This window comes from Paenibacillus azoreducens (assembly GCF_021654775.1).
GTDB lineage: Bacteria > Bacillota > Bacilli > Paenibacillales > Paenibacillaceae > Paenibacillus_AQ > Paenibacillus_AQ azoreducens.
Genome location: NZ_AP025343.1, coordinates 3382101 through 3408398 on the forward strand (window position 1 = coordinate 3382101; position 26298 = coordinate 3408398).

At 41.8% G+C, this 26298-nt stretch carries 27 protein-coding genes and 3 pseudogenes; 12 read left to right on the forward strand and 18 right to left on the reverse strand.

Features of this window, described 5'->3' with window-relative positions:
• Positions 1–12: 12 nt before the first annotated feature.
• The 11 genes from L6442_RS14815 (at position 13) to xerS (ending at position 10519) form a co-directional block, all read left to right on the forward strand.
• On the forward strand, positions 13–2247 hold the full coding sequence (locus tag L6442_RS14815) for an amylo-alpha-1,6-glucosidase (protein ID WP_212978016.1): 2235 nt from the start codon (positions 13–15) through the stop codon (positions 2245–2247).
• Positions 2248–2631: 384 nt separating this feature from the next.
• Positions 2632–2961: a PadR family transcriptional regulator gene (locus L6442_RS14820; protein ID WP_272880339.1), complete on the forward strand. Its 330-nt coding sequence runs from the start codon at positions 2632–2634 to the stop codon at positions 2959–2961.
• Positions 2958–3305: a DUF1048 domain-containing protein gene (locus L6442_RS14825; RefSeq protein ID WP_212978015.1), complete on the forward strand. Its 348-nt coding sequence runs from the start codon at positions 2958–2960 to the stop codon at positions 3303–3305. The genes L6442_RS14820 and L6442_RS14825 overlap by 4 nt, the downstream gene beginning before the upstream one ends.
• Before the next feature lie 12 nt (positions 3306–3317).
• The gene (locus L6442_RS14830; RefSeq protein WP_212978014.1) at positions 3318–3668 is read left to right on the forward strand and encodes a DUF1048 domain-containing protein; all 351 of its coding nucleotides are present in this window, start codon (positions 3318–3320) and stop codon (positions 3666–3668) included.
• A gap of 15 nt (positions 3669–3683) precedes the next feature.
• Positions 3684–4442 (forward strand): ABC transporter ATP-binding protein, encoded by a 759-nt coding sequence (locus L6442_RS14835; protein ID WP_212978013.1) that lies wholly within the window; start codon positions 3684–3686, stop codon positions 4440–4442.
• Positions 4443–5210: an ABC transporter permease gene (locus tag L6442_RS14840; protein ID WP_212978012.1), complete on the forward strand. Its 768-nt coding sequence runs from the start codon at positions 4443–4445 to the stop codon at positions 5208–5210.
• 227 nt (positions 5211–5437) lie between these two features.
• On the forward strand, positions 5438–5602 hold the full coding sequence (locus L6442_RS14845; RefSeq protein ID WP_272880340.1) for a dihydrofolate reductase family protein: 165 nt from the start codon (positions 5438–5440) through the stop codon (positions 5600–5602).
• A gap of 540 nt (positions 5603–6142) precedes the next feature.
• Complete coding sequence (locus L6442_RS14850) at positions 6143–7102, forward strand: ABC transporter substrate-binding protein (RefSeq protein WP_237100320.1); 960 nt, start codon at positions 6143–6145, stop codon at positions 7100–7102.
• 49 nt (positions 7103–7151) lie between these two features.
• The gene (locus tag L6442_RS14855) at positions 7152–8195 is read left to right on the forward strand and encodes a FecCD family ABC transporter permease (protein WP_212978073.1); all 1044 of its coding nucleotides are present in this window, start codon (positions 7152–7154) and stop codon (positions 8193–8195) included.
• Between the two features lie 18 nt (positions 8196–8213).
• On the forward strand, positions 8214–9233 hold the full coding sequence (locus L6442_RS14860) for a FecCD family ABC transporter permease (protein WP_373871799.1): 1020 nt from the start codon (positions 8214–8216) through the stop codon (positions 9231–9233).
• 242 nt (positions 9234–9475) lie between these two features.
• Complete coding sequence (gene xerS, locus L6442_RS14865; RefSeq protein WP_373871798.1) at positions 9476–10519, forward strand: tyrosine recombinase XerS; 1044 nt, start codon at positions 9476–9478, stop codon at positions 10517–10519.
• Positions 10520–10719: 200 nt separating this feature from the next.
• Here the strand turns inward: xerS and L6442_RS14870 are convergent, their stop codons facing one another.
• The 7 genes and pseudogenes from L6442_RS14870 to L6442_RS33070 form a co-directional block, all read right to left on the reverse strand.
• Positions 10720–11904 (reverse strand): hypothetical protein, encoded by a 1185-nt coding sequence (locus L6442_RS14870; protein WP_212978009.1) that lies wholly within the window; start codon positions 11902–11904, stop codon positions 10720–10722.
• Positions 11898–12197, reverse strand: coding sequence for a hypothetical protein (locus L6442_RS14875; protein WP_212978008.1), 300 nt, complete (start codon positions 12195–12197; stop codon positions 11898–11900). Before L6442_RS14875 ends, L6442_RS14870 begins: the two co-directional genes overlap by 7 nt.
• Before the next feature lie 144 nt (positions 12198–12341).
• The gene (locus tag L6442_RS14880; protein ID WP_212978007.1) at positions 12342–12569 is read right to left on the reverse strand and encodes a hypothetical protein; all 228 of its coding nucleotides are present in this window, start codon (positions 12567–12569) and stop codon (positions 12342–12344) included.
• 84 nt (positions 12570–12653) lie between these two features.
• The gene (locus L6442_RS14885; RefSeq protein WP_212978006.1) at positions 12654–13082 is read right to left on the reverse strand and encodes an NUDIX domain-containing protein; all 429 of its coding nucleotides are present in this window, start codon (positions 13080–13082) and stop codon (positions 12654–12656) included.
• A gap of 25 nt (positions 13083–13107) precedes the next feature.
• Entirely contained in the window at positions 13108–13566 is a 459-nt protein-coding gene (locus L6442_RS14890; protein ID WP_212978005.1) for an NUDIX hydrolase, read from the reverse strand.
• 619 nt (positions 13567–14185) lie between these two features.
• Entirely contained in the window at positions 14186–15064 is an 879-nt protein-coding gene (locus L6442_RS14895) for a hypothetical protein (protein ID WP_212978004.1), read from the reverse strand.
• Between the two features lie 180 nt (positions 15065–15244).
• Positions 15245–15924, reverse strand: a pseudogene (locus L6442_RS33070) (transposase).
• A 329-nt stretch (positions 15925–16253) separates the two neighbouring features.
• Here L6442_RS33070 and L6442_RS14910 point away from each other — a divergent pair.
• Positions 16254–16656 (forward strand): annotated as a pseudogene (locus L6442_RS14910) (transposase); the annotation flags it as partial.
• Positions 16657–17064: 408 nt separating this feature from the next.
• Here the strand turns inward: L6442_RS14910 and L6442_RS14915 are convergent.
• The 11 genes and pseudogenes from L6442_RS14915 to L6442_RS14965 form a co-directional block, all read right to left on the reverse strand.
• Positions 17065–17376, reverse strand: a complete 312-nt coding sequence (locus L6442_RS14915) for a DUF3889 domain-containing protein (RefSeq protein WP_212978002.1) — start codon at positions 17374–17376, stop codon at positions 17065–17067.
• 202 nt (positions 17377–17578) lie between these two features.
• Positions 17579–18115 carry a nucleotidyltransferase domain-containing protein gene (locus L6442_RS14920; protein WP_212978001.1) on the reverse strand — a complete coding sequence of 179 codons (537 nt, stop codon included), beginning with the start codon at positions 18113–18115 and terminating at the stop codon, positions 17579–17581.
• 281 nt (positions 18116–18396) lie between these two features.
• A complete protein-coding gene (locus L6442_RS33075; RefSeq protein WP_212978000.1) occupies positions 18397–18681 on the reverse strand; it encodes a prolyl oligopeptidase family serine peptidase in 285 nt (94 codons plus the stop codon).
• A 38-nt stretch (positions 18682–18719) separates the two neighbouring features.
• Positions 18720–18992 carry an alpha/beta hydrolase gene (locus L6442_RS14925; protein WP_212977999.1) on the reverse strand — a complete coding sequence of 91 codons (273 nt, stop codon included), beginning with the start codon at positions 18990–18992 and terminating at the stop codon, positions 18720–18722.
• A gap of 465 nt (positions 18993–19457) precedes the next feature.
• Positions 19458–20477, reverse strand: a complete 1020-nt coding sequence (locus tag L6442_RS14930) for a TolB-like translocation protein (RefSeq protein ID WP_212977998.1) — start codon at positions 20475–20477, stop codon at positions 19458–19460.
• 244 nt (positions 20478–20721) lie between these two features.
• On the reverse strand, positions 20722–21021 hold the full coding sequence (locus tag L6442_RS14935; protein ID WP_212977997.1) for a hypothetical protein: 300 nt from the start codon (positions 21019–21021) through the stop codon (positions 20722–20724).
• 569 nt (positions 21022–21590) lie between these two features.
• Positions 21591–21803: a GNAT family N-acetyltransferase gene (locus L6442_RS14940; RefSeq protein ID WP_237100322.1), complete on the reverse strand. Its 213-nt coding sequence runs from the start codon at positions 21801–21803 to the stop codon at positions 21591–21593.
• 693 nt (positions 21804–22496) lie between these two features.
• Positions 22497–22739, reverse strand: a complete 243-nt coding sequence (locus L6442_RS14945; protein WP_212977996.1) for a hypothetical protein — start codon at positions 22737–22739, stop codon at positions 22497–22499.
• Positions 22740–23164: 425 nt separating this feature from the next.
• Positions 23165–23704 (reverse strand): DUF2971 domain-containing protein, encoded by a 540-nt coding sequence (locus L6442_RS14955; protein ID WP_212977995.1) that lies wholly within the window; start codon positions 23702–23704, stop codon positions 23165–23167.
• 1752 nt (positions 23705–25456) lie between these two features.
• A pseudogene (locus tag L6442_RS33080) lies at positions 25457–25608 on the reverse strand (IS5/IS1182 family transposase); the annotation flags it as partial.
• 57 nt (positions 25609–25665) lie between these two features.
• Complete coding sequence (locus L6442_RS14965; RefSeq protein WP_194544159.1) at positions 25666–26268, reverse strand: TetR/AcrR family transcriptional regulator; 603 nt, start codon at positions 26266–26268, stop codon at positions 25666–25668.
• Positions 26269–26298: the final 30 nt, after the last annotated feature.

Sequence of the window (26298 nt, forward strand, 5' to 3'; positions counted from 1 at the left end):
AGGTTAATATCTATGAATCATTCCATCAAGTCGCCGGTTTTGGATGCGATGAAGATCCATGTACCCGCCAAGGCCAATCGCGCCATCTCTTTTACAAATAAAGAGGCCGCCTATTATTTTACGCAGTCTCATAACACGAATCATGTGGAGCATGCCCATTTTGCAGGGCTGAATATTGCCAAAAACCGGATTTTTGGCGGATATACGCTTTTCGCTGATCAATATATGCTGGGTCAACTTGAATCTGAGGTTTGGGTATCTCCTTATAAAATGGAACGGACCTATCCTGGGGATTTGACCGAAGAGCTGTGGATGTTCGATTACCGGAACATATTGGAGATTGATCTTGCAGGTGCGAAGACAGAGACCGGAATTCGTCTAGAAGGTGAGGATATTAAACTTTTGGGCGGCGGAGAAACTGCTGTCTTCTTCCGATCGATGGAGGGGGATTGGGTCATCGCTGTAAGCGCTAAGGACGGTCAGCCTGTCCGGTTCGAAGGGCAAATACTAACGACCGGCGCAAGTGCCGGCGGTTTTTATATCGCTGCAGGCAAAACGGAAGATGAAGCAGCTGCTCTGATCCAAGACACAAGAGATCATAATCTCAAGCTGAAAAAAGAACGAATCAAACGGATGGAAGACTTTTTGCAGCAAAACGTGTATTTGAAAAGCGATGATCAAGAACTTGCTTTAGCTTTGAACTGGCTGAACATCACGATGGATCAATTGGTAACCCGGCAGCAAGGGGACGGAATATACGCCGGCCTGCCTTGGTTTAATGAATATTGGGGACGGGATCAATTTATATCCCTGCCGGGAGCGGCTTTGGTTACGGGACAGTTCGAAACGGCGAGAAATATTTTGCTCTCGTTCGCCGAGTTCCAGAACACGGATGAAGATTCCGTCTTTTTCGGCAGAGTGCCCAATATCCTGGCTCCTGAAAATATCGACTACCATACAACGGATGGCACCCCTCGTTTTATTATTCAATTGCAGGACTATGTTAAATACTCCGGGGACACGGCGATTATTAAGGAGCTTTACCCGGCTGTACTGAGCAGCATCGAAGGTTCGATCAAGCATTGGGTCGATGATAAAGGCTATCTTATGCATGCGGATAATGAAACCTGGATGGATGCAAGGGATGCGAATCTGAATTCCTATTCTCCGCGGGATACCCGTGCCAACGACATTCAGGCTCTTTGGTACAATCAACTGCGTGCCGGTGTTTATTTTGCCGAGTATATGCAGGATACGGAAAATGCGGAGAAATGGAGCGGGATCGCCGAGAAATTGCAGCATCACTTCGAATTGGATTTCCGGGATTCATTGCATCCCTATTTGGCGGACCGCTTGGATGCAGAGGATCGTCCGGAATTTTCCCTGCGGCCAAACCAATTATTTGCTTTTGACATGTTCGAGGACCATACCTTCAAATGCCTAGCGACTCGTACGGCGTGGGAAGAGCTTGTATACCCTTGGGGCGTTGCTTCGCTGGACCGGCATCATCCATTGTTCCATCCTTTTCATTTGACGCATCATTATCACAAGGACGCGGCTTATCATAACGGCGCTGTCTGGCTTTGGCTCAATGGAATTGCGATGCAGCGGATGATTGAGCTCGGACAGGAGGAAACCGCATATGAATTGTTTAAAAATATGAACCGCCAGGCTTTGAATTTGGGTGTTGTCGGCGGACTTTGCGAAAATATGGACGCTTATCCGCATGAAGGCGAGAATTGGGCGAAACTGACGGGAGCGTATTTGCAGGCATGGTCCAATGCCGAACACTTGCGTGTGTGGTACCAATACTTTTTGGGTATTCGTCCTGATTTGATTCGCCATACGGTCACGATTGCTCCCCGAATTCCCGAAGAGCTGCAAGCTCTTGACTACCATGTGAAGGTTGGGAAGGGAAGAATCGCAGTAAATTACAACCGCAAAGCAGAAAGAACATACAGGTATACTTTTATTAACATCGGGACCGAAGCGGTCATTGACATATCGCCATTCGAAATGGTTAAGATTGAAGTTGAACCTCATTCGGAGCTTATCATCACTCAAACCGATAACAGTTTGAAAATCAACCTACTGGACCAAAACGGCACGGTCATGAAGGAATTCAACGCCGCCAGATCAGGGGCCCGGGCTGCGCAAATGGATGTGAATAATCAACTGCTTCATGATGTTAAATTTTGCGTCCCGCTTGGACTGGAGCATCATCCGATAGTGCAAGATTTAATATAAGAAGGCACGAAGTAAAAATAGAGCATGATGAAAACCGCCAGAAATGGCGGTTTTTTGTATGACCTGTGTGAGTATATCCGAAGCAAATCGGTTTCTTAAAGAGGGTCCAAAAGTTGCATTCGACCTATTCGAATTTCCGAGCATAGCGGATTCCCAGCGAAGGACTGCTAAGAATGTGCAAATTTTAGAGGGATCGAAGGCATCGTGACGTACTTCATGAATGTATGGACTCTTCGGAATTCATCATCAAGCTTACGGACAGGATAGTTGAAAAAATAAAATCCGTCAGGGTAAACGCTATTGACAAAGCAACTACTACGTGTTACTTTATAGCAGTAGTAAGTAATACTTCATACCAGTAACACAGAATAGCAAGGAGCGATTATGTTGGAAAATCTAACGGAAATGCTCAAAGGCGTGCTTGAGGGCTGCGTCCTTGAGATTATAAGCCGCCAAGAAACCTATGGCTACGAAATCACCCGGCGGCTGAACGCCCTCGGTTTCACAGATGTTGTGGAGGGAACGGTCTACACCATCCTGATCCGGCTTGAAAAAAACAAATTGGTGGAGATCACCAAGAAGCCCTCCGACATGGGGCCGCCGCGAAAGTTTTTCGCGATTAACGACGCGGGGCGCGAGGAGCTGCGGAAGTTCTGGGAAAAATGGGAGTTCGTATCATCAAAAATGAATGAGTTAAAGGAGAGAAAACAATGAACTTTTGGGAAAAAATCACCGGCAGCGACATGACCAAGGAAATGAAAGCTTTTGAAGCGCGAGCGAAAAAACTGCCGGCTGAATATCAAACGGCATGGGAAAAAATCAATGCCAATCTTTGGCCGCACTCCGATTTCACCGGTCGCAACCTCATGCCAATTCTTGACGGTGTGCTTGGCCTGCTCGAAGAAGCGGCGGCGGACGGTCAGAATGTCCAAGAGGTTTTGGGTGACGATATCAAAGGCTTCTGTTTAGCGCTGGCCGGCATCGATGGGGCAAAGTCTTACCGCGACAAGTGGCGCGAGCAACTCAACAATAATATCGCTAAAAAATTAGGCAAATAGGAGGAGGATAACATGAGAATACGAGATATCATCGAAGGCAAAAAAGAGTGGCGTGCGCATGTAGCGCGTGTCAAAGCGCTCCCGCAAGATTATCAGACCGTGTATAAAGAGATTCAAAAATATCTCTTTAAGGTCGGCCCGGTTGAACTAACCGAAGGAACAGATTTACTCTCGGGGATTGTCGATCTTTTTGAAGAGGGCGCGGCCTTGGGGAAAGGCGTGCTCGAAGTGACGGGCCATGACGTAGCGGCTTTTTGCGACGATCTAATCAAAGATTCAAAAACTTACGCTGACATCTATCAAGAATCCGTTGACCAAAAAGTTTACGAGGCCATAAAAAAGATGACGGATGAAACAAAGTAAAAGGGGGGGATCAGGATGGAAAAAGCAATTCAAGTCAAAGGTCTGCGAAAATCCTTCAAAGACAAGGAAGTCCTAAAGGGCGTCGATTTTGAAGTGAAGCGAGGTGAAATTTTCGCTCTGCTTGGCTCCAACGGAGCGGGCAAGACGACGATTGTCAGAATCCTCACCACGCTGCTCAAACAGGGCGGAGGCACCGCCGTCGTAAACGGATTTGACGTCGCGTCAAAACCCGAGCATGTGCGGCATGCGATCAGTCTGACCGGGCAATTTGCCGCCGTGGACGAGATTTTGACCGGGCGAGAAAATCTTATTATGATCGCCAAGCTGCGGCATCTTAAAAATCCGCGTCAGGTTGCGGATAACATGCTTAAACGCTTCGGCCTGACAGACGCCGCGGACCGCAAGGCATCTACTTATTCGGGGGGCATGCGCCGCAGGCTCGACATTGCCTTGAGCCTTGTAGGAAATCCGCAGATCATTTTCCTCGACGAGCCAACTACCGGGCTTGACCCCGAGGCTCGGATCGAGGTTTGGAGGACCGTCAAGGAACTGTCGGACGGCGGTACGACGATATTTCTAACCACTCAGTATCTGGATGAGGCCGAGCAACTTGCCGACCGAATCGCCATTCTTCACGAAGGCAGGATTATCGCGAATGGCACGCTTTCGGAGCTGAAAAAGCTGTTCCCGCAAGCGAAGGTGGAATATGTGGAAAAACAACCTTCATTGGAGGAGATCTTCCTCGCAATCATCGGTAATAAGGAGGCAATGTAAATGGAGACGGTTAAACATCACTTTTTTAGCGATATGGGCGTCATGCTCGGGCGTTCCATGCGCCATATTTTCCGCAGCATGGACACCATCATCACGGTCTGCATCACTCCGATTGCGATGATGCTGCTGTTCGTCTATGTGTTCGGCGGCGCTATTCAAACCGGTACGGATAACTATGTGAACTATCTGTTGCCCGGCATCCTGCTGATTGCGATTGCAAGCGGTATATCCTATACGGCTTACCGCCTGTTTTTGGATAAGCAGCGGGGCATCATTGAGCGGTTCCACTCCATGCCGATTGCGCGTTCCGCCGTCCTGTGGGGGCACGTGCTGACCTCGGTGGTATCCAACGTCATTTCTCTTGTCGTCATCATTCTCGTAGCGCTGGTTATGGGCTTTCGTTCGTCGGCGGGAATCCTGCCATGGCTTGCCGTAGCCGGTATACTTGTGCTGTTTACGCTGGCTTTGACTTGGGTCGCGGCGATTGCCGGACTGTCCGCAAAATCGGTGGAAGGTGCGAGCGCGTTTTCCTATCCGCTTATCTTCCTGCCATTTATCAGTTCGGCCTTTGTGCCGACTGAATCCATGCCGAAGGTCGTTCGCGCCTTTGCCGAAAACCAGCCGGTGACCTCGATCGTGGAAGCCATTCGTGCGCTGCTGTCAGGTCGGCCAGTGGGCAATGATATATGGATCGCTCTTGCGTGGTGCTTCGGAATTATGCTCGTGGCTTATATCTTTGCGATGAGGGCGTATAAGAAGCGGGTGTGAAATGGTTAAAAAGAAGTAAGCTGAAATCTAGAACTTTATTTTCACGATAGCTGCTGATTTCTATTTCAGTGATCAGACTAAAACCTAGGTGTGGTTTAAAGGAAACGCCAAGCCGGTAGACATAATCATAGGCATGGCGTATTTTTTTTGGCAATATGAGACACCGAGTAGGAGAAGGGCTTCAGTTGACAGATGGAATTATCAGATTATACTGTTAAGGAAATTTCTTGGTTATTCTTATCGATGAGTATCGACTCATGGTATTCCCTATTGTGGTGGGGAGTGGAAAGCGTCTTTTTAGGGACCATAATGAAAGTAAGGTTTTAAAACATGTTGAAACACAAACATTCGGCTCAGGAGTTGCTGTTTTAACCTATCAGCCTCACCGGTAATAATCTGAGGAGAGCCCTCCAATGTTGGGAGGAGTTTTTGTACGCAAATTCCGTCCCGTCGTCTTATTTAATATCGGATGGATTGGAACGTAAAGTTGAGCAGTGATGCTGTATTGTGAAATTGCACCATAAAAAGATAAGTGAAAGTGGAGCGGGCCTACGCGAAAACGTAGAGCTCGCTTTTTTCACAAATTTCCACGTTCCATAAATAAAATTATGTTAACTTTCTTGTAAGGACGAAAAAGTCTATTAGGCAAGAGAAAAGATAGCATGATGAAGATCGCCGGAGATGGAGGTTTTTTGTATGGCGGATGTGAGCTTTTCCGAAGTATTGATAGGTTAGCCATTTCCACGTATCAAGCGTAGTTTCGAACCGAGTTTTTTTAAAAGGACTCCCTGCAACCGTTAAATTAATCCGTTTAGTGGTGGAAGACAAACAGAGATACATTATAATCTTATTGAGTGAGAATGAATATCATTATCATAACATCAGACCTTATGGATCTGATCGAACATCATTTTAGAAAGAGGAGAATCGGATTGAAGAGTAAAACAATGTTCAACATTATATTGGTTTTGGTTATGACTGGCCTGATCGCTGGTTGCGGCGGAACTAGTCCGGAACATGCGAAAACGGATGAGGGCAAGGCGTCGACTTCTACAAGCTATGGCGATGGAGGCTCTTATCCTAGAACGATTACTCATTTGAAAGGTGAAACCGTAGTTAAAGAAAAACCGCTCAAGATTGCGGCACCCTATATCTCTTTTGTCGATTATCTTGCTGTATTGGATGAATATCCGGTGGCTGCACAGGGAGTCGAAATCATCAGCCGCAATTTTCCGAATCTAAGTAAACGCATAGCGGGGAAAGATATCATGGATCTAGGAATGCAGGTCGATCTCGAGAAGTTGTTGGCTGCTGAACCGGATATAATCATTGCGGCGGATGATATGAAAGACCAGTATGAAAAGCTGACGCAAATCGCACCGACGGTTATTTTTCCGCAAGCCGATGATTGGCGGAAAACGCTAAGGCAAATTGCCGAGGTGATAGGTAAAGAAGATAAAGCGGACAGTGTTCTTGCTGAGTTTGACCGCAAGTCTACGGAATATAAGGAAAAGTTGGCGTTTCGAAGTGGGGAGTCTGTCATGTTTGTGATGTACAGCGGCAAGGAGCAATTTATAACCTGGAACGATGGACGATTTGACCCATTTTACAAAGGGCTTGGACTAAAGCCAGTGAATGGTGCAGCTGACGGGCAATTGTCGTTGGAAAGTTTGGCTGCGCTCAATCCAGATCATCTATTTGTCATTAACAATTGGCAAAACCCGATTCAAGGGGGAGTCAAAAAGGCTCTCGAAGCGAGTAAAGTATGGAACAGCATGAACTCTGTTAAAAACAACCATGTGTATGAACTAGCCGATCCTTCATTGCCCGGTCCAATGGCGCTTGCCAAGATCGACGGTATTGAAGAAATCATGAAGGCATTGGGGAGATAATCAAGATTGGTATGTAAAGGTGGCTTACATGAGTCTAAGCAAGATAAAAATGAACCTGAAGCAACAGGATGAAGACGTTAAAACCGTCTCGCTCAGTTCACGTCCCTGGGCAGCAACGATCATCCTTGTCGGGGGCGTGATTGCGCTTCTCCTCAGTATTGGCTTCTCGGTATCTTTTGGGGCGGCAGACATTAAGTTCATAGCCGTATGGGAAGCGGTATTTCACAACAATCCGGATCTGACGCAACATCAGATCATTCAAGAACTTCGCCTGCCGCGCGTGCTCGGCGCTGCGATGGTCGGCACTTCCTTTGCAGTGGCCGGGGCAATAATGCAAGGAATGACACGTAATCCTCTCGCGGATTCGGGTCTTCTTGGTTTGAACGCAGGCGCGGGATTCGCCTTGGCGCTGTGCTTCGCTTTCTTTCCGGGCCTGCCGTTCCTGTTTTTGATTTTGTATTCATTTTTGGGTGCGGGTCTTGGCGCCGGGCTTGTTTATGGCATTGGTTCGATGGTCCGGGGAGGTTTGACACCTCTGCGTCTGGTTTTGGCCGGGGCAGCTGTATCCGCATTATTGTCAGCACTTAGCGAAGGCATAGCTCTTTATTTCCATATAGGGCAGGATCTCGCTTTCTGGTATGCAGGCGGAATCGCGGGCACGAACTGGCTGCAGCTCAAAATCATGTTCCCTTGGGTGCTAGCGGCAGTTTTTGGGGCGATTATTTTGTCACGTTCGATAACGATGCTGAGCTTAGGCGATGAATTAGCGAAAGGACTTGGACTGCGAAGCGGGACCGTCAAGCTGGCTGGCACTATCATCGTGCTCATTTTGGCAGGGGCCGCCGTTTCGGTCGTGGGAGCGGTCGGTTTTGTAGGGCTGATTATCCCGCATCTGACACGGAAACTGGTCGGAGTTGATTACCGCTTAATCATTCCTTGCTCTGCAGTGCTTGGCGCACTTCTCGTGGTATGTGCCGATTTGGCGGCGAGAATGGTTAATCCGCCATATGAGACACCGCTTGGCGCTTTGGTTGCTCTCATCGGTGTGCCTTTCTTTCTGTACATCTCGCGTAAGGAAGGGAGGGGGCTGTAAATGTTGCAACCGAGCAAAATGTCGCCTGAAGATTGGCGGAAACAAAAGCGGGATATCACCGTTATGATTTCACTCGGACTACTGATCGTCATGGCCTTTGTGCTGAGCATGAATACAGGATTTATCCGACTTTCGCCGCTGGATACGCTCCGCACCTTGTTTGGAGGAGGAACAGCCAAGGAAGAATTGATTTTATTCGACTTCCGATTGCCGCGTATCGTCATTTCGGTTTTGATCGGGGCAGGATTAGCGGTGTCGGGATGCATTATGCAGGGAATTTCCCGCAATGCGCTTGCAGATCCTGGAATTCTCGGCATTAATGCCGGGGCAGGGCTGGTTGTACTACTATTCGTTGCAATCTATCCGACTACAGAAGCAGCACCGGTGTTTATGCTGCCCATATTGGCGTGGATCGGAGCGGGATTGACAGCTGCTCTTATATTTTCATTATCATACAAGCGTCATAAAGGCTTGCTGCCGACACGTCTGCTGCTAACCGGCATAGCCGTCGCTGCAGGCATCAGCGCTGCTACGATCGTGTTGACGCTTCGCATTAGTCCGGAAAAATACCAGTTTGTAGCGACCTGGATGGCAGGGAGTATCTGGGGGACAAACTGGAATTTTGTTCTGGCGCTGCTCCCGTTTATTGCGGTTTTGCTACCGTTCGTATTCTGCAAAGCGAGAATGATGAATGTGCTGAATCTGGGAGAGGCGAATGCGATCGCTTTGGGCGCACGTGTGTCCAGGGAACAGATTGTTCTGCTTATGGCAGCCGTTGGACTCGCAGGCTCCTGTGTTGCAGTTAGCGGCGGCATCGGTTTCGTCGGCCTGATCGGGCCGCATGTGGCCAGACGGCTCGTTGGTCCGAAACATCAAGTGCTGCTTCCGACTTCCGCACTAACCGGTTCGCTCATGGTCATTGTTGCCGATATGCTTGGCCGCTTGATTTTGCAGCCATCCGAAATCCCGGTGGGGATCATCGTGGCTATCATCGGAGCGCCATACTTTCTGTATTTGCTCGCCCGTCCATCTTCTTAGAAACGATCGACTGCCGCAATACTTCCTGCATACCTGCATAAAGGAAATATTGCGGCATGTCAGAATTGTTGCTGGGGCATACGGTACCGTTACATTTTGGGTGGGTGATGAGGATACCGACAAATGATTAAAATAATGATTAAAATTACGTAAAATAATAATTTGACGAATAAATATTAATAAGTTATTATGAATGATAGGGGGATTGGTAATAAGTGGATAAAAGTGCAAGGCTGCATTATATGAACCGCGTGGATGACAAATGCGCCGAGCTTCCTTGGTATGTTACCGAATACATCGATAGCCGCAAACGAAAGCTGTCACACACCACGCTGTTGAATTACTGCCATGATTATCTGATCTTTTTCGATTGGCTTGTGGCAGAAAAACTGGCTGCTGATCATCGCAAAGACATCGAATTATCCGTACTTGAATCGCTGACCGTTCGCGAAGTGGAAAATTTCCTGTCATTTTTGGAATATCAGCTCGGCAACAACAAATATACGATCAACCGTAAACTGTCTGCATTAAAATCGCTGTTTGATTATTTGCAGAACAAGGCCGAAACCCGGGATCTAAAGCCGTATATACAGCGTAATGTCATGGCCAAGATCGACTTTAATTCCATTAAGGAAAGCCAGGAAACGATCGCTAATCGGATTGAAGGAAAAATTTTGCGTGAAGACGATTTTGAAAAGTTCCGCCAGTTTGTGGCTCATGATTTTGGTGAACTAAAGAAATCCAATAAACGCATGGCGCGATTTCATGAAATTAACCGCGAACGTGATACTGCGATTGTATCGCTGATACTTGGATCCGGACTGCGGTTATCCGAAGTAGCGGGAATTAATGTTGAGGATTTGGATATGAATAAAGGCCAGGTGCGCGTGCTGCGTAAAGGAAATAAGGAACAATATGTATATTTTAGCCAACAAGCGCTGTTGGACCTGGAGAGTTATTTGAAGATCCGGGAAACACGATATGTACCGGAAAAATCGGAAAATTATTTGTTTATAGCAGCGCCAATCGGCCGTAAAGGCAAAAGCCGGCGGCTGACGCCAAGATCAATTGAAAAGCTGATCGAAAAATACGCTGCAGCATTTGGCAAGCCGGCATTGACTGTGCATTCCTTGAGGCATTCTTTTGCGACTCGTTACCATCTGGAGAATAACGATGTGCCGAAGCTGAAGAATCAGCTGGGGCATTCGTCGATCCAGACGACGATGATCTATACGCATTTAACAGATGAAGAGATGAGAAAAGCCGTTAATAATATGGATAAATAAAAAAATGGGAAAATGCGAAAATGGCCGTCGTTGGACGGTTTTCTTTAATACATTTTCACAAAACTCGTATTTTGTACATATGTATATAACTCGCGATTGTTGTTGTCTAATGACACAAATGTGACTACATTAATGACACAAATTTGGGTACATTATCTTCTAATAAAAAATTCACCTTTTTTTTCATTTGATTTCTCCTCTCATTTTAATGGTTTCCAAAGATAAATTGGAACCGAGGCAAGAAAGATGTTTCCTTTAGAACTCTTTACGCTTGTCAAATACCCCTTCTCCATTTTGTAAATATTACCTAAAGTCCACCCAGTGGCATCACCTCCATTCATAATTACCGATACTTCTCCCGTCTCTTCTGAAAATGCGTAGAAGTTAACATGATCTTTAAGAAGCATACTTATCGATGTACTGTTATTTACTTCCTTCCAATCTTTCAGCTTCAGATTGTAGATTCTTAAAGAATTGTCTTTAAAAAGGCAAAGTATATTGTCATTAATTACTTGAACCTGTGCCAGTTTGTCAGGAAGAGAAATGTTTATCCATTCCGCACTCTTATTAGAAATCAATATTTTTTGACTATTCGTTGCTAGAAATATTTGTCCAATATTATTAATTTGAACTGCCCGTGATAACTCAGGAACTTTCATCTTTGTCCAGTTCATTCCGTAATCTATGGATGAATAAACGAATCCATCTTCAGTCAAAAACGCAATTTTTCCATTCGTAGTACAATCAATTCCAGTAATATTACTATTCACTGATAAAAGGAATTTCTGAGTATTATCGAGCCCCAAAATATATATTTCATTATTTGTAGATGCGATAATCTTACTTTCATCTGTTATCCAAGCATTATTTATAATTAATTTAGAATCTAAAAGGGTCCAAGACTCTCCATTGTTTCGACTTATTTCAATAAATGGATCATGAGCCATATTAAATTCCGTAGGATGTTTATCTCCCCAAATGACTACTAAGTCATTTTTTGTAGTGACTCCCCGCACAGCCATGCTGTCATGTGATGAAACTGTTTTTTTCGTCTTCAGATTTAATCCCATGAATTCCCCACCATACGCGACTTTATGTTGAGCATCTATTTCTTTCCCGCTACGCGTGTCATAATAAATCTTTGTAAATTGTTTTTGTTGATCTAAACATATAATTGTAAGTGTGGGGAGACCGTCAATATAATCAGCAGTAAAATGATATCCAGTTGCCCAATCTTCGCCAGGTTGTAAATGATATTTCTCCTTTGCTTTCTTCAATAAATCAGAATTATCATACTTGATATCATTAATTGAAAATGTCTGTCCATTGATAGGCCCCTGGTATGGCCCTGATAAATCTGCATTACCTTTAGTGATTTTCACCATTTCTTAGGATCTGAAAAATAGAGGTTCCAAATATATCTTTTTCCAGTCTCTCCACGTGTCCCCCCCATGGTTTCATCTTGACTTATTATCTTCAATAAATTTGCCTCTTTACTCCATTCCTTCACTTTAACCCTACCTATTTCAATAGCCTCGTTCATTGTTAACTCAGTAGCAACCTTAGACTCAGCCTCATTTTTAATAGTTTCCCTAAAAAAGTATTTGTAAGAAATAAAAACTATCAATATGATAACCACCGTTAGGATCATCCATTGAATTTTCTTTTTTGAAATCATTGAAAACCTCTCTCTCAATATAAATCTAAAAAATGGTGAATATATAATAACTCTTCCATTAAAAGGTATGTGATATATTCAAATTACTATATATGATAAATTATGTATATGATTCTAATGTTCTAAACTTCCGACAAAATTCATTTAAGTTTGACAGTGTGCTTGATATAGAAACACATTCTCTCCTTCACGAAAGCCGTTAACATGCTCAGTAACTAGGCCAGTGCCTGCACCAAATTCAAGACATGAATCAACATTTAAACGATTTATTTGAGTATTGATAAAATTTACTATCATCGAACCTATCTCATTAGAATAACCGCCCTTTAAATTATAGACTTTTGCTATTTGATTGAAATTAGTACTACTCATTCTTCCGCCCCCTTCATTTTTAACTCACATGGTGTACTGTTTTTTCTTGCAATTTCATTAAATTTCCTAAGTTAGTACTATGGTTTACTTTAACTTATAGTTTTTAGTTTCTTGCTTGCACATTACAACATTACCAGAATAATCAGCGGCATCTTTAATTCGTTGGATAGTAAAATTTGATATAGGTGAGGGCAGTTGATCCAACGGAAAGAAACCAATTTGGTCAATTTCTACGCCATCTGGAATAGGTGAACCAAACCATTTCCCTAAAAAAATAAATACATATGAGTTATTCCTAAAATACATTCCTGATAATAAAACATCTGATAAAGAAATATTAATGCCTATTTCCTCTTTACATTCTCGTATTGCAGTTTCCCATGCAGGTTCCCCGCTTTCTTGAAGTCCACCAGGAATTCCCCATTTTTTTTCACCATATGTCCGATGTACTAACAGGACTCGCCCAAGCTCATCAAACAAAACGAACCCTGCTGCATCTCTCTGAATACTCAATATGTACAACCTCCTAAATAGGTGGTTATTTTATGATCTTGAAATCATTCAAATGATGATTTTTAAAAAAAACAGAAGGAGAGATCATTTCTTTAGCATCCCTTATTCGTTCAACTACAAAATTCTCGATAGGTGTTGGCAATTCATTAACATCAAAGAATCTAACTTCATCAATTTCTATTCCATCAGGAATTGGAGTGCCATGCCACTCTAAGGCCTTAAAAATAAAGACATAAGCATTTCTGTGTGGTAAGAAATACATTCCGCTTAAGATAATTTTTGCTGGATCAATATCAATATTTATTTCTTCCTTACATTCTCTTAGCGCAGTATCCCAAGCAGATTCTGTATCCTCTTGAATACCACCAGGAATATGCCACTTTTTTTCTCCGTAAGTTTGATGAACAAGCAAAACCCTGTCTTGGTCATCAAATAAAACGAACCCCGCTGAATCCCTTGATCGAGCATAGTTTGTGTTGATCACAATAACACCTCGAGCTTCCCAATTTAACTTTCCTAAGATAGCATTTTTGTTGTTAACGATGCTATTAAGATCTTATGTCATTTGTCACAATTATTTGTATACATTTTGTTATTATTTTTTGTCGTTGTATTTCAGCGATCTTACATTCGACTCAGTCCTGTTGCTTGCAGAGGGAGTGGTATACCCATGAGAAGTCGAATACCGTATCGACAATATTTTCAACTCTGCACTGAATTAAAGCTTCGAGCTCATCTTATTAAGTCTGTTATTAAGCACAATGCATTCCGTACAGGAACCCGAATCTCCTTTAGGCGATACTGATTTTTTCCTGGAAATTAGGTGGAAGAACACACATAATACACTTTTTCGTACGCTGCTATCGGTTGTGTTTCGAATACAATTAATCCCTCGGGTGAAAAGAGATGGTAAAGCCGAGTTCTTGTCCTAACGAAAGTTTAAGTGGATTTCAATGCAAAACCTCGAAAACATCTCCTTCAATAAAACTAATGCTTCCACCGAGGGTCTGCTTTTTTGTATGAAGGATCGATATGCAATTTATTAAAGCCGTTTCGCTAATTAGAGTAACGCTCATGCTGTACCCCTTCCTGAATTGAAAGAATTACTTGTCTCGATTTTCCCAAAGTACTTTAGGAAGGGTCGGATTGTTTTCCCAGAAAGCAACGTCAATTGATGCTCCGACGGATAGTTGCAAATCTCGTACATCTTCATCACTGATATGGATCCGATATGGGACATCGTCCATTCTTATGTACATTCTCGTATTCTCTCCAGCACTTTTGAAAGGCTCATATTGCTCAACGAACCAAATTTGACCGTCCTTCTCCAAAATGCAGTTATTGTACTGGATTCTGTTCGGTTGCGGGAGCGCTACTTTTTCCTCGACCTCAAATACGTGTCTTGCAGATGTGGTGCTGTTGCCTTCATGTTTTGCGGTTCCAGAAGTACCCTCGGCTATTACTTGTTCCCTGTTCTCGTCTGTCGGATTGATGTTCTTTGCGGTCTCGGAGGTACTTTTAATCAATCCATGTCCATTGTTCTCTGGAGCCTTTTTCAAATCCGCCGAGCTAATGGACACAAGATCCACGCTGTTCAATTCAGCTGAAGATACTGTAGTATCTAGCGAGATGCCGTGGGAATTGGACAAGAGTCTAGCTTTTTCGAGGGACGTGAAATGAAGAAATAAGCGATCGAGTTGATTTCGTAAGTTCCAGATGTCTGCAGCAGTAATTGTTTCCGAAGCATTATGAACTTGTTTTGAGAAGGTGATCCACATGTCATCTCCTTCGCGCTTCATTTGGTCGATATGATTTGTAAGCTCTCTCTGATATAAATCGTGAAGAGCTGTTTCAACAGTTCTCTTCAATTTATGAAATGCGAGAGATTTATCATGACTCGTAACGTTCTCAAGACTCCAGTACGGATTCTCTTCAACGTCATAAAGATTGTTCCATTCACGCTCTAGGGCATCAAGAATCAATGTGTCCCAACCCTCTGTGTTCCAAATGCTAGTTAGGTCGCTCAGTCCGTTACGAATATAGGGGTCCCGCCAACATTTATACGAAAATGGAGTTTGTTCACTAAAAAAGGCGCAAAAAAGCTCCCCCAACAATCGAAATTACAATTTTTAGGTCACTACGCAGGTTCTTGTTCTTGGATCTTAACCTGGTCCTTGTTTCTGAATTTGTTGGATCCAATATTCTAGGTTTCTTTCCTTCTTTGGTAAGTAATCCTCGCCAAGTTCCATGTACGGAGTGTGGTTTTTTAGCATTTCATAAATAATCCGCAGCATGAGGTGGGCCAACGCCATATTTGCTTTTTTCGGTCCTCGTCGTTTAACTAAACGATAATAAAAAGCTGATAGGCGTGTACCCCTCGTTCGTGTAGCTGCCCACGCCGCTTGACAAAGAATGGACTTCAAATATTTATTTCCTTTACTCGAGTGCTTCTTTTTTTGCCTGCGCTCTCGTTATTCCCAGGACTTAGCCCTCCCCATGAAGCTAAATGTCCTTCAGATGGAAAATTTGACATGTTGGCACTAATCTCGGCTAGAATGCTCGCCGCGGCATCCTTTTTGATCCCCGGAATAGTTACCAATAAATCCGTCTCTTTTTGATAAGGAGAAAGTAACTTATCGATTAATGTTTCTAAATCTTGAATATGAGTTTCTAAGTACTTCAAATGGTCATAATGCATACGAATCATTTGACGATGATGGTTACGCACACGTCCGTTTAAGGCGTCAATTAATTGGGGGACTTTCAGTCTTAATTTTGTTTTAACCATTGATATAAGTATACTTGCCTTTGAATTCGTTCCTTTACTTTGGAATGCAGTCATGGTACAAAAACGATGCAAAGGTGCCTTTCCTGTATCCAATTTATTCAATGGATTACTTTTTCTTTTGGTTGTAGCTTTGTTTTATGCGCCATTCGAAGCACTTTTGTTGTATGTTGGCCTTGATTCGGCGATCATTCGCTCACTCGGAGGTACAGTGTTTTTTGCCATTTGCATTATCTTGTATATGTTCTTCCGTTTCCGGAAAAAGACAGGGGCCCGTTAAAATAGCGATGGTAATGTATAACAGCAGTGTCCGTTTAAGGATTGTTGGGGTGAAAATATTCTTACATAATTCTCTTTATAACAGGTGAAAACGATGAAATGGCTTATACGCTCAGAAATTGCTTGCTATTCGAGGCGTAAATGTAACCAGCCTAGCCGGTGTGTTAGGTGAAGCCGGAGATCTTAGCGGCTATGTTCACGGAAATGCCTTGCTTCGCCATGCGGGTCTAAACTTGGCTGAGGCCAGCTCTGGGAAATGGCGTGGAAAAATGGTACTCAGCAAACGCGGCCGCCCTCGTCTCCGGCGTTTTCTTTATCTCATGACAATGTGTATGGTGATGACCAATCCGGAGAATGCGAGCCTTACACCACCGCAATGTTGAGGAAAAGAAGCAAAAGAGGATGAAATCCATTATGAAATTGTGCGGTAAAGTGGCGCGTATGCTTGTGGGTCTTGCTAATAACAACAAACCATACGACTCGTCCAAAGTCGTTCCACAAGCAGCCTAAAGCGAAGCTTTCCTCACCAGCTCATGCATTCGCAGGATGGACAAGAAGCACGGAGTATCGGCAGATGTTAAACAAAAGGGCTCGGACCCGTTCCGTTAGAAAAACCGACCTCCACCCCCTAGCCAGATGTGACGAAGGAATGATAGGGCAGCGACCCGTTGAGACATGGGAGTGAGAATCGCTAGGGTGACGTGGAGACGTGCATGATATGGAACAAAGTGGGTATTGGACACAACACCCCTTGTTCCCGCATGCCCTTTCTATAGTCCCCAGCCACCGACTCCCCCTGGATTCTTTTCTTTCATGATTAGCTCAGGGTGAAATCCTGCGAATTCATGAGTCTGAGTGAGGAAATTGAATTATTTCGAGGGAGTTTAACGCACCTTCAGACTAACCATTTGTTTCAGATCATCTATCCGTTTCGTTAAATTGTATTGATTGCACCTCTTCGGTTTTTGAGTTGAAAATAATCGAAACATAAACGCCGAATTCTGCTTGATCTCTCCGACGGAGCCAAAGCCTGAATTTCTCCTCTGTCTGCACCGGTGAAATAACTGAACGACCCATGTGCAAATAATCGATGATGGATGCATTTGGGTAACGTTTTTGCGTTTCCCGCATGGCTATTTTCCCAAACTTCGTGTAATCAGGGGCAGCATGAACATAACAAGGAGTCAACAGAACCATTGAGACGATAAAACAAAGTAAAGAACGGCGCATACTTACCTCCATGCAAGCATGAAATTTTCAATCCATCGTTACTTTCCCCTTCAAGGATCCGCTTTATCCTGTCCGTTAGCATAATGCCTGAAGCCAGTTTAGCTCTGTAACTCCGTTAGGTACTAACCGTTGCCCTCCATCATATATAGAAGAAGCCGCTCTGACATATGGAGCGGCTTTCTGTGAGTAATTTGTTCAATGCTCAATCTAACTCTGTTATTATACTATGCAGTATTTTCTTGCTAACTTCGTCCTTGGATCGAGGTTCCCTACCAATTTGTTTGTAAATCTCCTTTTCCTCCAAAAGTTGCCTCGGGCTCAAGACATGTGCCGATATTCCGTTTAATATGAGGCTTTGTGGTAACAACGAATCATGTCGCCATACCCACTCTGGTAAGTCATTCATAATAATGCTTCCATCATCGGTATTGGTTATGTAGCCAAATGTAATTTCTACGTCACCCTTACGAAAATCAGACTGCCTCGCACGAAACTGTTCCCTCACTGACGTTTGCTCATAACCAGCTTCAGCAAGAGCGAATTCTAACTGCTCTCTGTTTTGTATCCATGTTATCAAGTCTATATCGTCATGTGGACGGGTGACTTTCCCGATTAAAAAATCGATTGCCCATCCACCACGCAACCAGAATATGCATTCAATTCTTGCGCAAATTGCACTGATTTCACATAATACCCTTAATTGTGACTCTGTCTGATTTCCAAACATTGGCTCTTTCATGATAATCCCCTTCTACAAATGAAATTCCTACCTCTTTGCACTATTCCAGATGCTGGCGTTACTCTATTATATCGTTATCCGTTTAAAACCTCATAATTGAGTCACTTAGATATTTTTGTTCCTCAACTCCAACCAAATTCTAATATAATCTAATTGTAGTCAAAATGAATTAATTGCGTAAAATAAAAAAACGGTTTTAATTAAACTTTACCTGTTAAGCAAAAGGCAGTTGGCTTTGGGTCAGCTGCCTTCAAATATCTTCATTGAGCTACAGTCTCCCGTTAGTTCAATATCCAGTTGGTCCAATAATCCCAAGTTTTTGAACGAAGTACTTTCCCGTGACCAACGCCATCAACGGTCAGGAATTGAGAATTAGCTTCACTGCCACCAGATATTAATGTGTTATAAAACCTTTCGGTATGATAAGAACGAATAGTTTTATCTTCCTTGCCATGTATTAAAAGCAACCTACGATTGAGTAGGTTTTTAATATGGGGGAGTGGATTTAGAGTAGACTTCCGGATTAAAAAGTTATTCCATTCATTACCATCTATATTTCGAAACACATTTTCATGACACCGCCTTAGGTATGGCAGCAATGTGATTAGTTGCTTTCAGGTTCAGTTGATTTTTCATTTTGTTTTGTTGTTTCAAGCAAGGAACAGAATAAAACCGCAGAATCAGCTAATTCAGTCAATCCAAGAGCGCATGCTGCTACACCGCCACCATAACTACTACCAACTAATACAATCCGATTAATTGACCATAACACCTCTTTTTCAGTTGCTAAATCTACGGCTATGCCTTTTGAAAGAAGCTCCACTCCCTTTATAGCACCTTCTATGGATGTAGATGGACCAAATTTCCCATTTCCCATAGCTTTGCCAGCTCGAAAGTATGCTTGTGAACTCCGTTTACATAAAACTTAACCTTATAAGTAGAACCGGAATCGAGCAAAAGTTGCAAACTAATATTGACTTTGTCGCCACCTTTGAACTCTCCCAAAGTTCCACCTGCATCTGTTCCAGGAACGCTAGAACTTCGCAAACCACTTCCATCATTCTGAAAGGTTCGGTCTTTTGTTTGGAAATAAAGGAACAACGGAACTGATCCGAAAACTAATACGAGAACTACTAAAAAGGAGCCTAAGGAGGTCCCTTTAATGTAACACTTTTACTTCACTTCACGAATGTTATTGATGAGCTAATAGTTAATGAATACCGTCGTGATGTTGTTAGCTTAGGTAGAGAAGTTGACGATCGGAGTAAGCTTAGTTCTTTTTACGCCAAATTTTTAATTTGCGGCTTACTTAAGCTTTTAAAAAATTAAAGCGATGCTAACTCTAGTCTGAAATAACTGAGTAGTTGTTAATAATACCGCCATCCTTGGCCCAAATTTTTGTGATCTTGTCTCTAATGGAATCGTATTGATAAAGATATTTTTGCTTAGCCTTTGTTCCATGGTCATCTTGAAGAACATTGTATTTCTTCGGTATTCCAATAAAATAAACATACCTTCCGTCTGAAGAAAACTGAGGTTGTTGGAGGCTCAATAAATCTTTGGTATGTGAAGAGAGTATAGTGTTGAAAGTTCCCTTTTCGGCATTTAATTCATAAATTAAAAAATTAGAATCATCAGATTCGGGTTTCTCATTTACTGAGAACAGAATTTTGCCTTTATTAACTGAGAAGTCCTGGATGTGTTTTTCAACAGAACCCACATCTTTTAATTTAAATCCGTTTGAATTGTAAATGCTGAAGGTATACCTAGCTGGCTTAAAGGAACCCTGATTTTGATTGAAATCATTAATCTTTTGATGTGACTCTTTTTCTGAAAAGCTAAGGACGTAGACCTTACCGTCTTGATTTAAATCAAAATCCTTTACACTTGTATCTAAATCATTCTGATTCCAAATGTCCACTTTTTTTGAATCAAGATCATATACTGCGATATGAAAATTTCGCGCACCATTTATTAATACGCGCATATATATCTTTTTTCTTAATTCATCTAATTTTAAGAAATCAATAGAAGAGAAACCATTCGTTAACTGTTGTTCTTCTTTATTTTTAAGATTTATTTCAAAAAGCTGCGTGTTATTATCAGAATCAAAATCAGTAAAATATAAAGTTTCATCATCTTTTGATAAAACAGAAGTGGGGTAATCTGAAGCATTTTTACTGTATAGAGCATGATTTTTTCCATTGTGAAAATTATAATATGTAACTTTAAGTTCTTGGTCTGTAAACGTGATTAACAGCTTGTCGTTACTTAATTGCTTTGTAGTACTTTTATCAAATATAAACCAAGCAGTCGATACTAAGAGTAATAAGCAAAGGGTCGTAGATAAAGCTCTTTTCACAGTATTTCCCGCCTTTTTAAAAACAGAAGTAAAGAGGAATCATCCTCATTACTTCTGCATAGTTTATGGTTATTGGTATTGTTTTAATAGGAATTCTTGGATCGCTATCGATTGATCTGCTTCATCGATCATGACGACGCGTTCGATGGAAAATGGCGTTTTGTATAGTCGTGTTGAAAAAGTAATTGTAGCCGACGAATCAGATACTTGTTCAACCTGATATTGCCATGGCACTTGGCAGGCTTCACCATGAAAATTGTGCATCACGCCATGACAGAAGCTGTCTTTCTCCTGCATTAGGGAACAGAATTTGCCAGCCTCCTGGGTAGCACTGCAGCCATCGCTCCTTTGAAGTATGACAGTAATCGACTCGATGGCCAAGCTTCGCAATTCCCCAAGGACTTTCCCACAGGATGTTGTTGTCATGTATACAGATTTTATAGATATCTCCGCCTTTTTCAGGTAGAAACTCCACCAACAATCCGTTTCCGATGACTTGCAAAACCTCCATTTGACCTGGATTTGTAATTATTTTGATATCCAAGGCCATTTCCCCTTCCTACAAAATTCCGAATTTTTGGAATATATAATGAAATATTTTGGGGCAAGATTCTTTGTAAAATTGAACAATCGTTCTAGCTGGGATTCCAGAAGCTACAGCTATTGCTTAAAGTGGTGCCACATTGGTCCGTACTCATTTTCCAACCTCTCCAAAAAGATTGCAGAATAAAGTCCTTTGATCCCACCACCGTCAATAGGAAAGAATTTCATACTTTTTTTAGTCAATTAACTTCCCCTTTCTGGTTTCCAAACCGTATAAACATAAGGTTCGTGACTATTATAATACTCCAGCATATGGGATTACACCAATTTTCAACCTCCTACCAGTTCGTATATCTAGTACATTGGTCTTCGCGGAAGTTAGATACTTATCTAACCGGTTATCGGAACATGTTCTTGTCCTTTTTGGCAATCGGTACAAGAACTTGTACTAAAATAAGAAAGCCGCTTTAATAGCGACTTTCAATGGGTCAATGTTTTTGTCCTCAGACAACTAAGTATTGTCTTGCGTTTTTGCGGTAGCCTATTTCATGGATATTACTTGAGGTACAATTACTGTTCAAGTCCTACAAAATTGCATCGCCAATCAGACACCCACGCAGGAAAATACCCTAATCGGTGAGCTACTATCTGTGAAGCAATGTTACTTGCGATTACGTCATAACTCGGTATCTCACCACGTTCCAAAATTTCAAAAGTTAACCTGTTTACAAGATAACTATCCAATCCCAAATTGCTATGCCAATTTGTCACAGTTTTTAGCATATTTCACTTGCTCCTGCCACACCAACAACTTCCCCGTCTTGCTTCGCAAGCACAGCTAGATCAGTCTGTCAAGGAAGATAAGATTCGTATCATAAATAATAGCTTCATTGAGTCTTGTGACATCAAATAAACTAACCACTTCTTCTCGCTTAATCAGTTCAAATGAAAAAAATTCGGTGGTGCCATTGGCTTTATTTTTTTTCAGGTAGAAAATGCAAGTAAAGACCTCTGATAAATGGTAAGGAGAATACGGTATCCCTGTCTTTGCCCTACATCTATGTTTTAGCAATTGACAACCGTTCGGGTGTAGCCGACACTACAATTGATTTTCCCATAGACACAATTTCGAAAAATGTGCCTTCCTCGGAAATGGTCTTCGTCCAGGATTTTCTTTAGCTTCAACAAAAATAATGCTATCCTTCTCAGCGTTCAGGTCATCGATCGAGCATTCCAGGTCAATTTCAAGCTGTGTCTTTACAAATTCTCTTTTCAGCCAATAATGATTCTGATACGCAATATACTGTTCCATCCGTATCAGTAAATCGACCAACTCAGGCTTAGTAAGCTGCATATAGCGCTGTCGAACTCGATCTATGTCACGCGATCCTGTTTAATGTGCTTGAATGCATCTAAATCATCGTCTAAGGCCTTGTGTGACCTTTTGCGAGGCCTATAAGCCTTAGTAGTACTATGTTAAAGAAAATGATTATGAAGCTCTTGGTTCTTTCGGATTGTATTTTGGTGTATACCTATTCCGTCTGGATTAATTTCTTTAGATTTGTCCGATACAGTTCGGTACGAAACCATTTTACCCTCTTTGATAAGCGTATCAATCGCTTTTACACCAAGTTCAAATGAACGGTTCTTTCTCTTGTCGTAAGATGCTTGAAGCCATTCAAGTTCATTTGTTTGAGGAGATACAAATTTCCGGTGCATATGTCTCATCCTTTTGAGATTTCTGAACCCAAATTCATTCAACACATAGGGTTAATGATTGTCATCACAACTACTGTCTGCAAATTGGTAGGTACTCTGGATGATGTTTTCATTGATCACGTAGCTCTTGTAGTTAATGAAAAAAACATTACATTTGATTATGTGAAATCGTTTATTTTGAAATAGCAGTAGAGAAATAAGCCACGAACGAGAACCGTACTGCCCCACGCTTCTTTACTTCAAAACCCAAAAGAGTACGGTCTATTTTTCTAAATAGAGAACGTAGGTAATCTAGATTTTTATTCCATCTAAGTTTCTTGAGACGATGCAGTCTCCTACAGCAATCATGCCCATATCTAAGAGCCGAAGACCGTCGATCTTCGGCTAAAATATGTCGCGAGAAAAAAAGTATAAGAAAAAGCTGTTTAGAAAATAACTGGGTGCAGCATAATAATTCCTCTAATTTTATTCTGAATCTCTTCGCTGGCATGTTTCACGAAATATCGATACGAAAAAGATTCATCTAAGAGTATATATACATCCTCATACTCAAAGGTGAACTCGTCTGTCTTTAATCTCCATTCACGTTCATGTGTAAAATCCTTTAAATCGGCTGGGTTACTTAAATCCATATGTACAACCCGCCAATGTTCCGATGAGTCAAGCTTTTCAAGAAAACTCCTCTTGTCTTCATAAATAACTGGCCTTGCGCCCTTGTCCCATAATGTTTTCTTGGTAAATAACAGGCCAAATGGGACGTATCTGGCATTTTCTTTGTATGAAATATATCCTGGCTTTGCGTTTAGATCAACACCTTCATAATATGCGTTTTGTGATACACTGTACAAAGGTAGATCCTGAAAACAAATAACCTTACTATTCCCAGCGACAAAGGCTTTTTTGTCTGTACCGACTAGCTTCTTTTCATTTAGGATTTTAATAAGCACATCCTTGGGGTCCATCATCTTACCATCCTCCCCCTTTTGAGGTTTCGTAAGATGAGTTAAAAAAGCGGATAGATCGCTTCGATTCATGATCCTTTTCGCTCTATCGGTGAAATCGTATACCATATAAAAACACCCCCATAAAATTTCTCACCATTCAAGTTTATCATCATCTTGATAAAGTGGCACTGCGTAATCGATAATATTCATTAATTTACTACTGCAATTATATCTAGACTGATTTGATATTTTGTGCCGTACTTCATATTAAATTCTAAGGCAGTTGGATTAAATCTAGAAATTTATCTTTGTTTTGTACGCTCAATGTTCTCGTATGGTTATCTAAGGACAAACATATTGTATACTTAAGTAATCAATCACGGTGATACTTACTTTTTCTGAATTCTTGAATAGATCGAAGAATCTCGTCGCGCATAAGATCAGGATAAATTTCTCATAAGTATTTAGGTTCGCCATCAGTTAATCTATTTTGATAGGTCTTATTTCAGTTTCGTTATTTCTATAACGACTTGTTTATTTCGTTGCTCATTAACTCCGTTTTGAATATCAATATACGTTAGTAAGGTTTATTATGATGATAAGATTAAATAGTTAGACTTTAGCTTAGAGTCCCAAAAATTCGAAGCGATTTATAAAGAATGCCTAGAACATTTGAAAATTATTAACGCGCTTCAAATAAAAATTTTAGTTGTTAAAGTAGCGATCTTATCTCTTATAGCTGCAATTGTTGGAATGGCAATTACTGCTTACTAAGTTTAAGGAAAAAGAGAGCTTTAATTCTGGTCTCCTTGTACTGCTACTTTTTTGAATCAACATTTGTTACGAACCACTGACAAGAAATCGCACCGCGGGTTCTAGAAAAATGTGGATTTCCGTTCCGTTAGCATTCAATTTCATCTCAACTAAGCTGATTTATGGTTCTTCTTGATGTGCTCTCCACAATGTAGCCACATTTGTGTCAAAATCCTACAATGTGGTCACTTTTGTGCATTTTTTAATGACACAATTTTGGGTACATTAAAATAAAAAAGCCCCGATAAATCAGGTTTCTCAATTTTATTTAATGTAGCCACTTTTGTGTCATAAGACAATAATCTATCTAATGACTAATGACACAAATGTGACTATATTAATGACACAAATTTGGGTACATTACCTCCTCTTTTATTGTAAAGCATCGAATCCGGCCTCATGTTATCCATAATCTATCTAATCTAAATTGATTTTTCGGGTAAACCTTTTGTATTGACCTGCTGATCCGAATATTTACGCAGTTATCGATGATAACGGTACTTCTCAATTATCGCTCTGACTTCAGAAGTTATTTTCCCCAATAGACTCATCCTCCCTCATTACATTAAATCCATATTCCACAACATATTATTAAGTAAAAATATGGACAAGCAAATGTGGATTACGCCCTATTTTAAAGAATGAGTCTGTCATTCAACTTTATTTCTCAGTCTAGAAATTTATTTTCTCCTTACACTTATCGCACTCGGTGCTTCTTTCGACCCTGCTCATCCAATGTATTATAAAATGCTAAAAACTACATCTGTTATGAGAATCCTTATCAACTACGGTTAACTATATGTTCTTGTCTTTTTCGGCAAACGATATATGTTCTTGTCGTCTTACATATGTTTATGGATTGTAATGTTTTTTTTCCTCACATTTTGTATTTCCAGTTTGTCTTGTTTTGAAAGCTATGAAAAGGAAAAATCCATTGAACCGCCGGCCTTGGCCACCTGGCTTCCAGAGCCAGGTGGCCAACTTTTTGAGGTTCATACAAGCAAAAACGAGCATGGCATGCGTTGAGAGTAAATTCGTTTGTTCTGTTCCGTACGGCGGAGGTGGTCTGCCTCCTCCAAGTAATCAGCCCAGACGTGGTGACTAATTTGCTTCGTAAAGTATTTTTTTTCGCTGAAGATCATCCAGATTATAAACTGCATCAAACCCCTTTAAATGAATGTTGAGCAAAGGTGTTCCAAAATTTCATCGGGTGAATAGCCACGAACATCCCTTTGATAAAAATATGAATCAATACTTATGGCGATCAGCAGCATATCTGCTTTAAATATACTATTTGGGCTTGGATGATCCGCTGTTGCCATCTCATCGAATAACTCGACTGCGATTTGATGCATTTTGTTATAGAGCGGATTCTGTGATTGATACGGAAGTCGCTTAGCTGACGCGGATCCCTTGCCTCCTGTTAACAGTTGTGCTTTCTTCTCAATGAAAGGCATGTAAATTTTGAGAATTCCTTTTAACCGTTGATCCGGCGGCTCTTGCTGATGCTGCAATAGATACTGCTCAATATCTTCGAAGAACCGAAGGACACTGTCTTTTATTAAATCCAAACACAATTCACCTTTATTGGCATAACGACGATATAGGGTGCCCGGACCTATCTGGGCTTCCGCTGCGATCTGGTTCATACTTACCTGGTCCACGCCGTTCTGCTCAAAAAGTTTATGGGCTGCGACCAATATTCGTTGACGATTCTCGGCGGCATCACGTCGTTCAATTCGCGACTGAATTACCTTGATTTCCTCAGACATGTTAACACCCCTAATACTAAACTTGGTTCA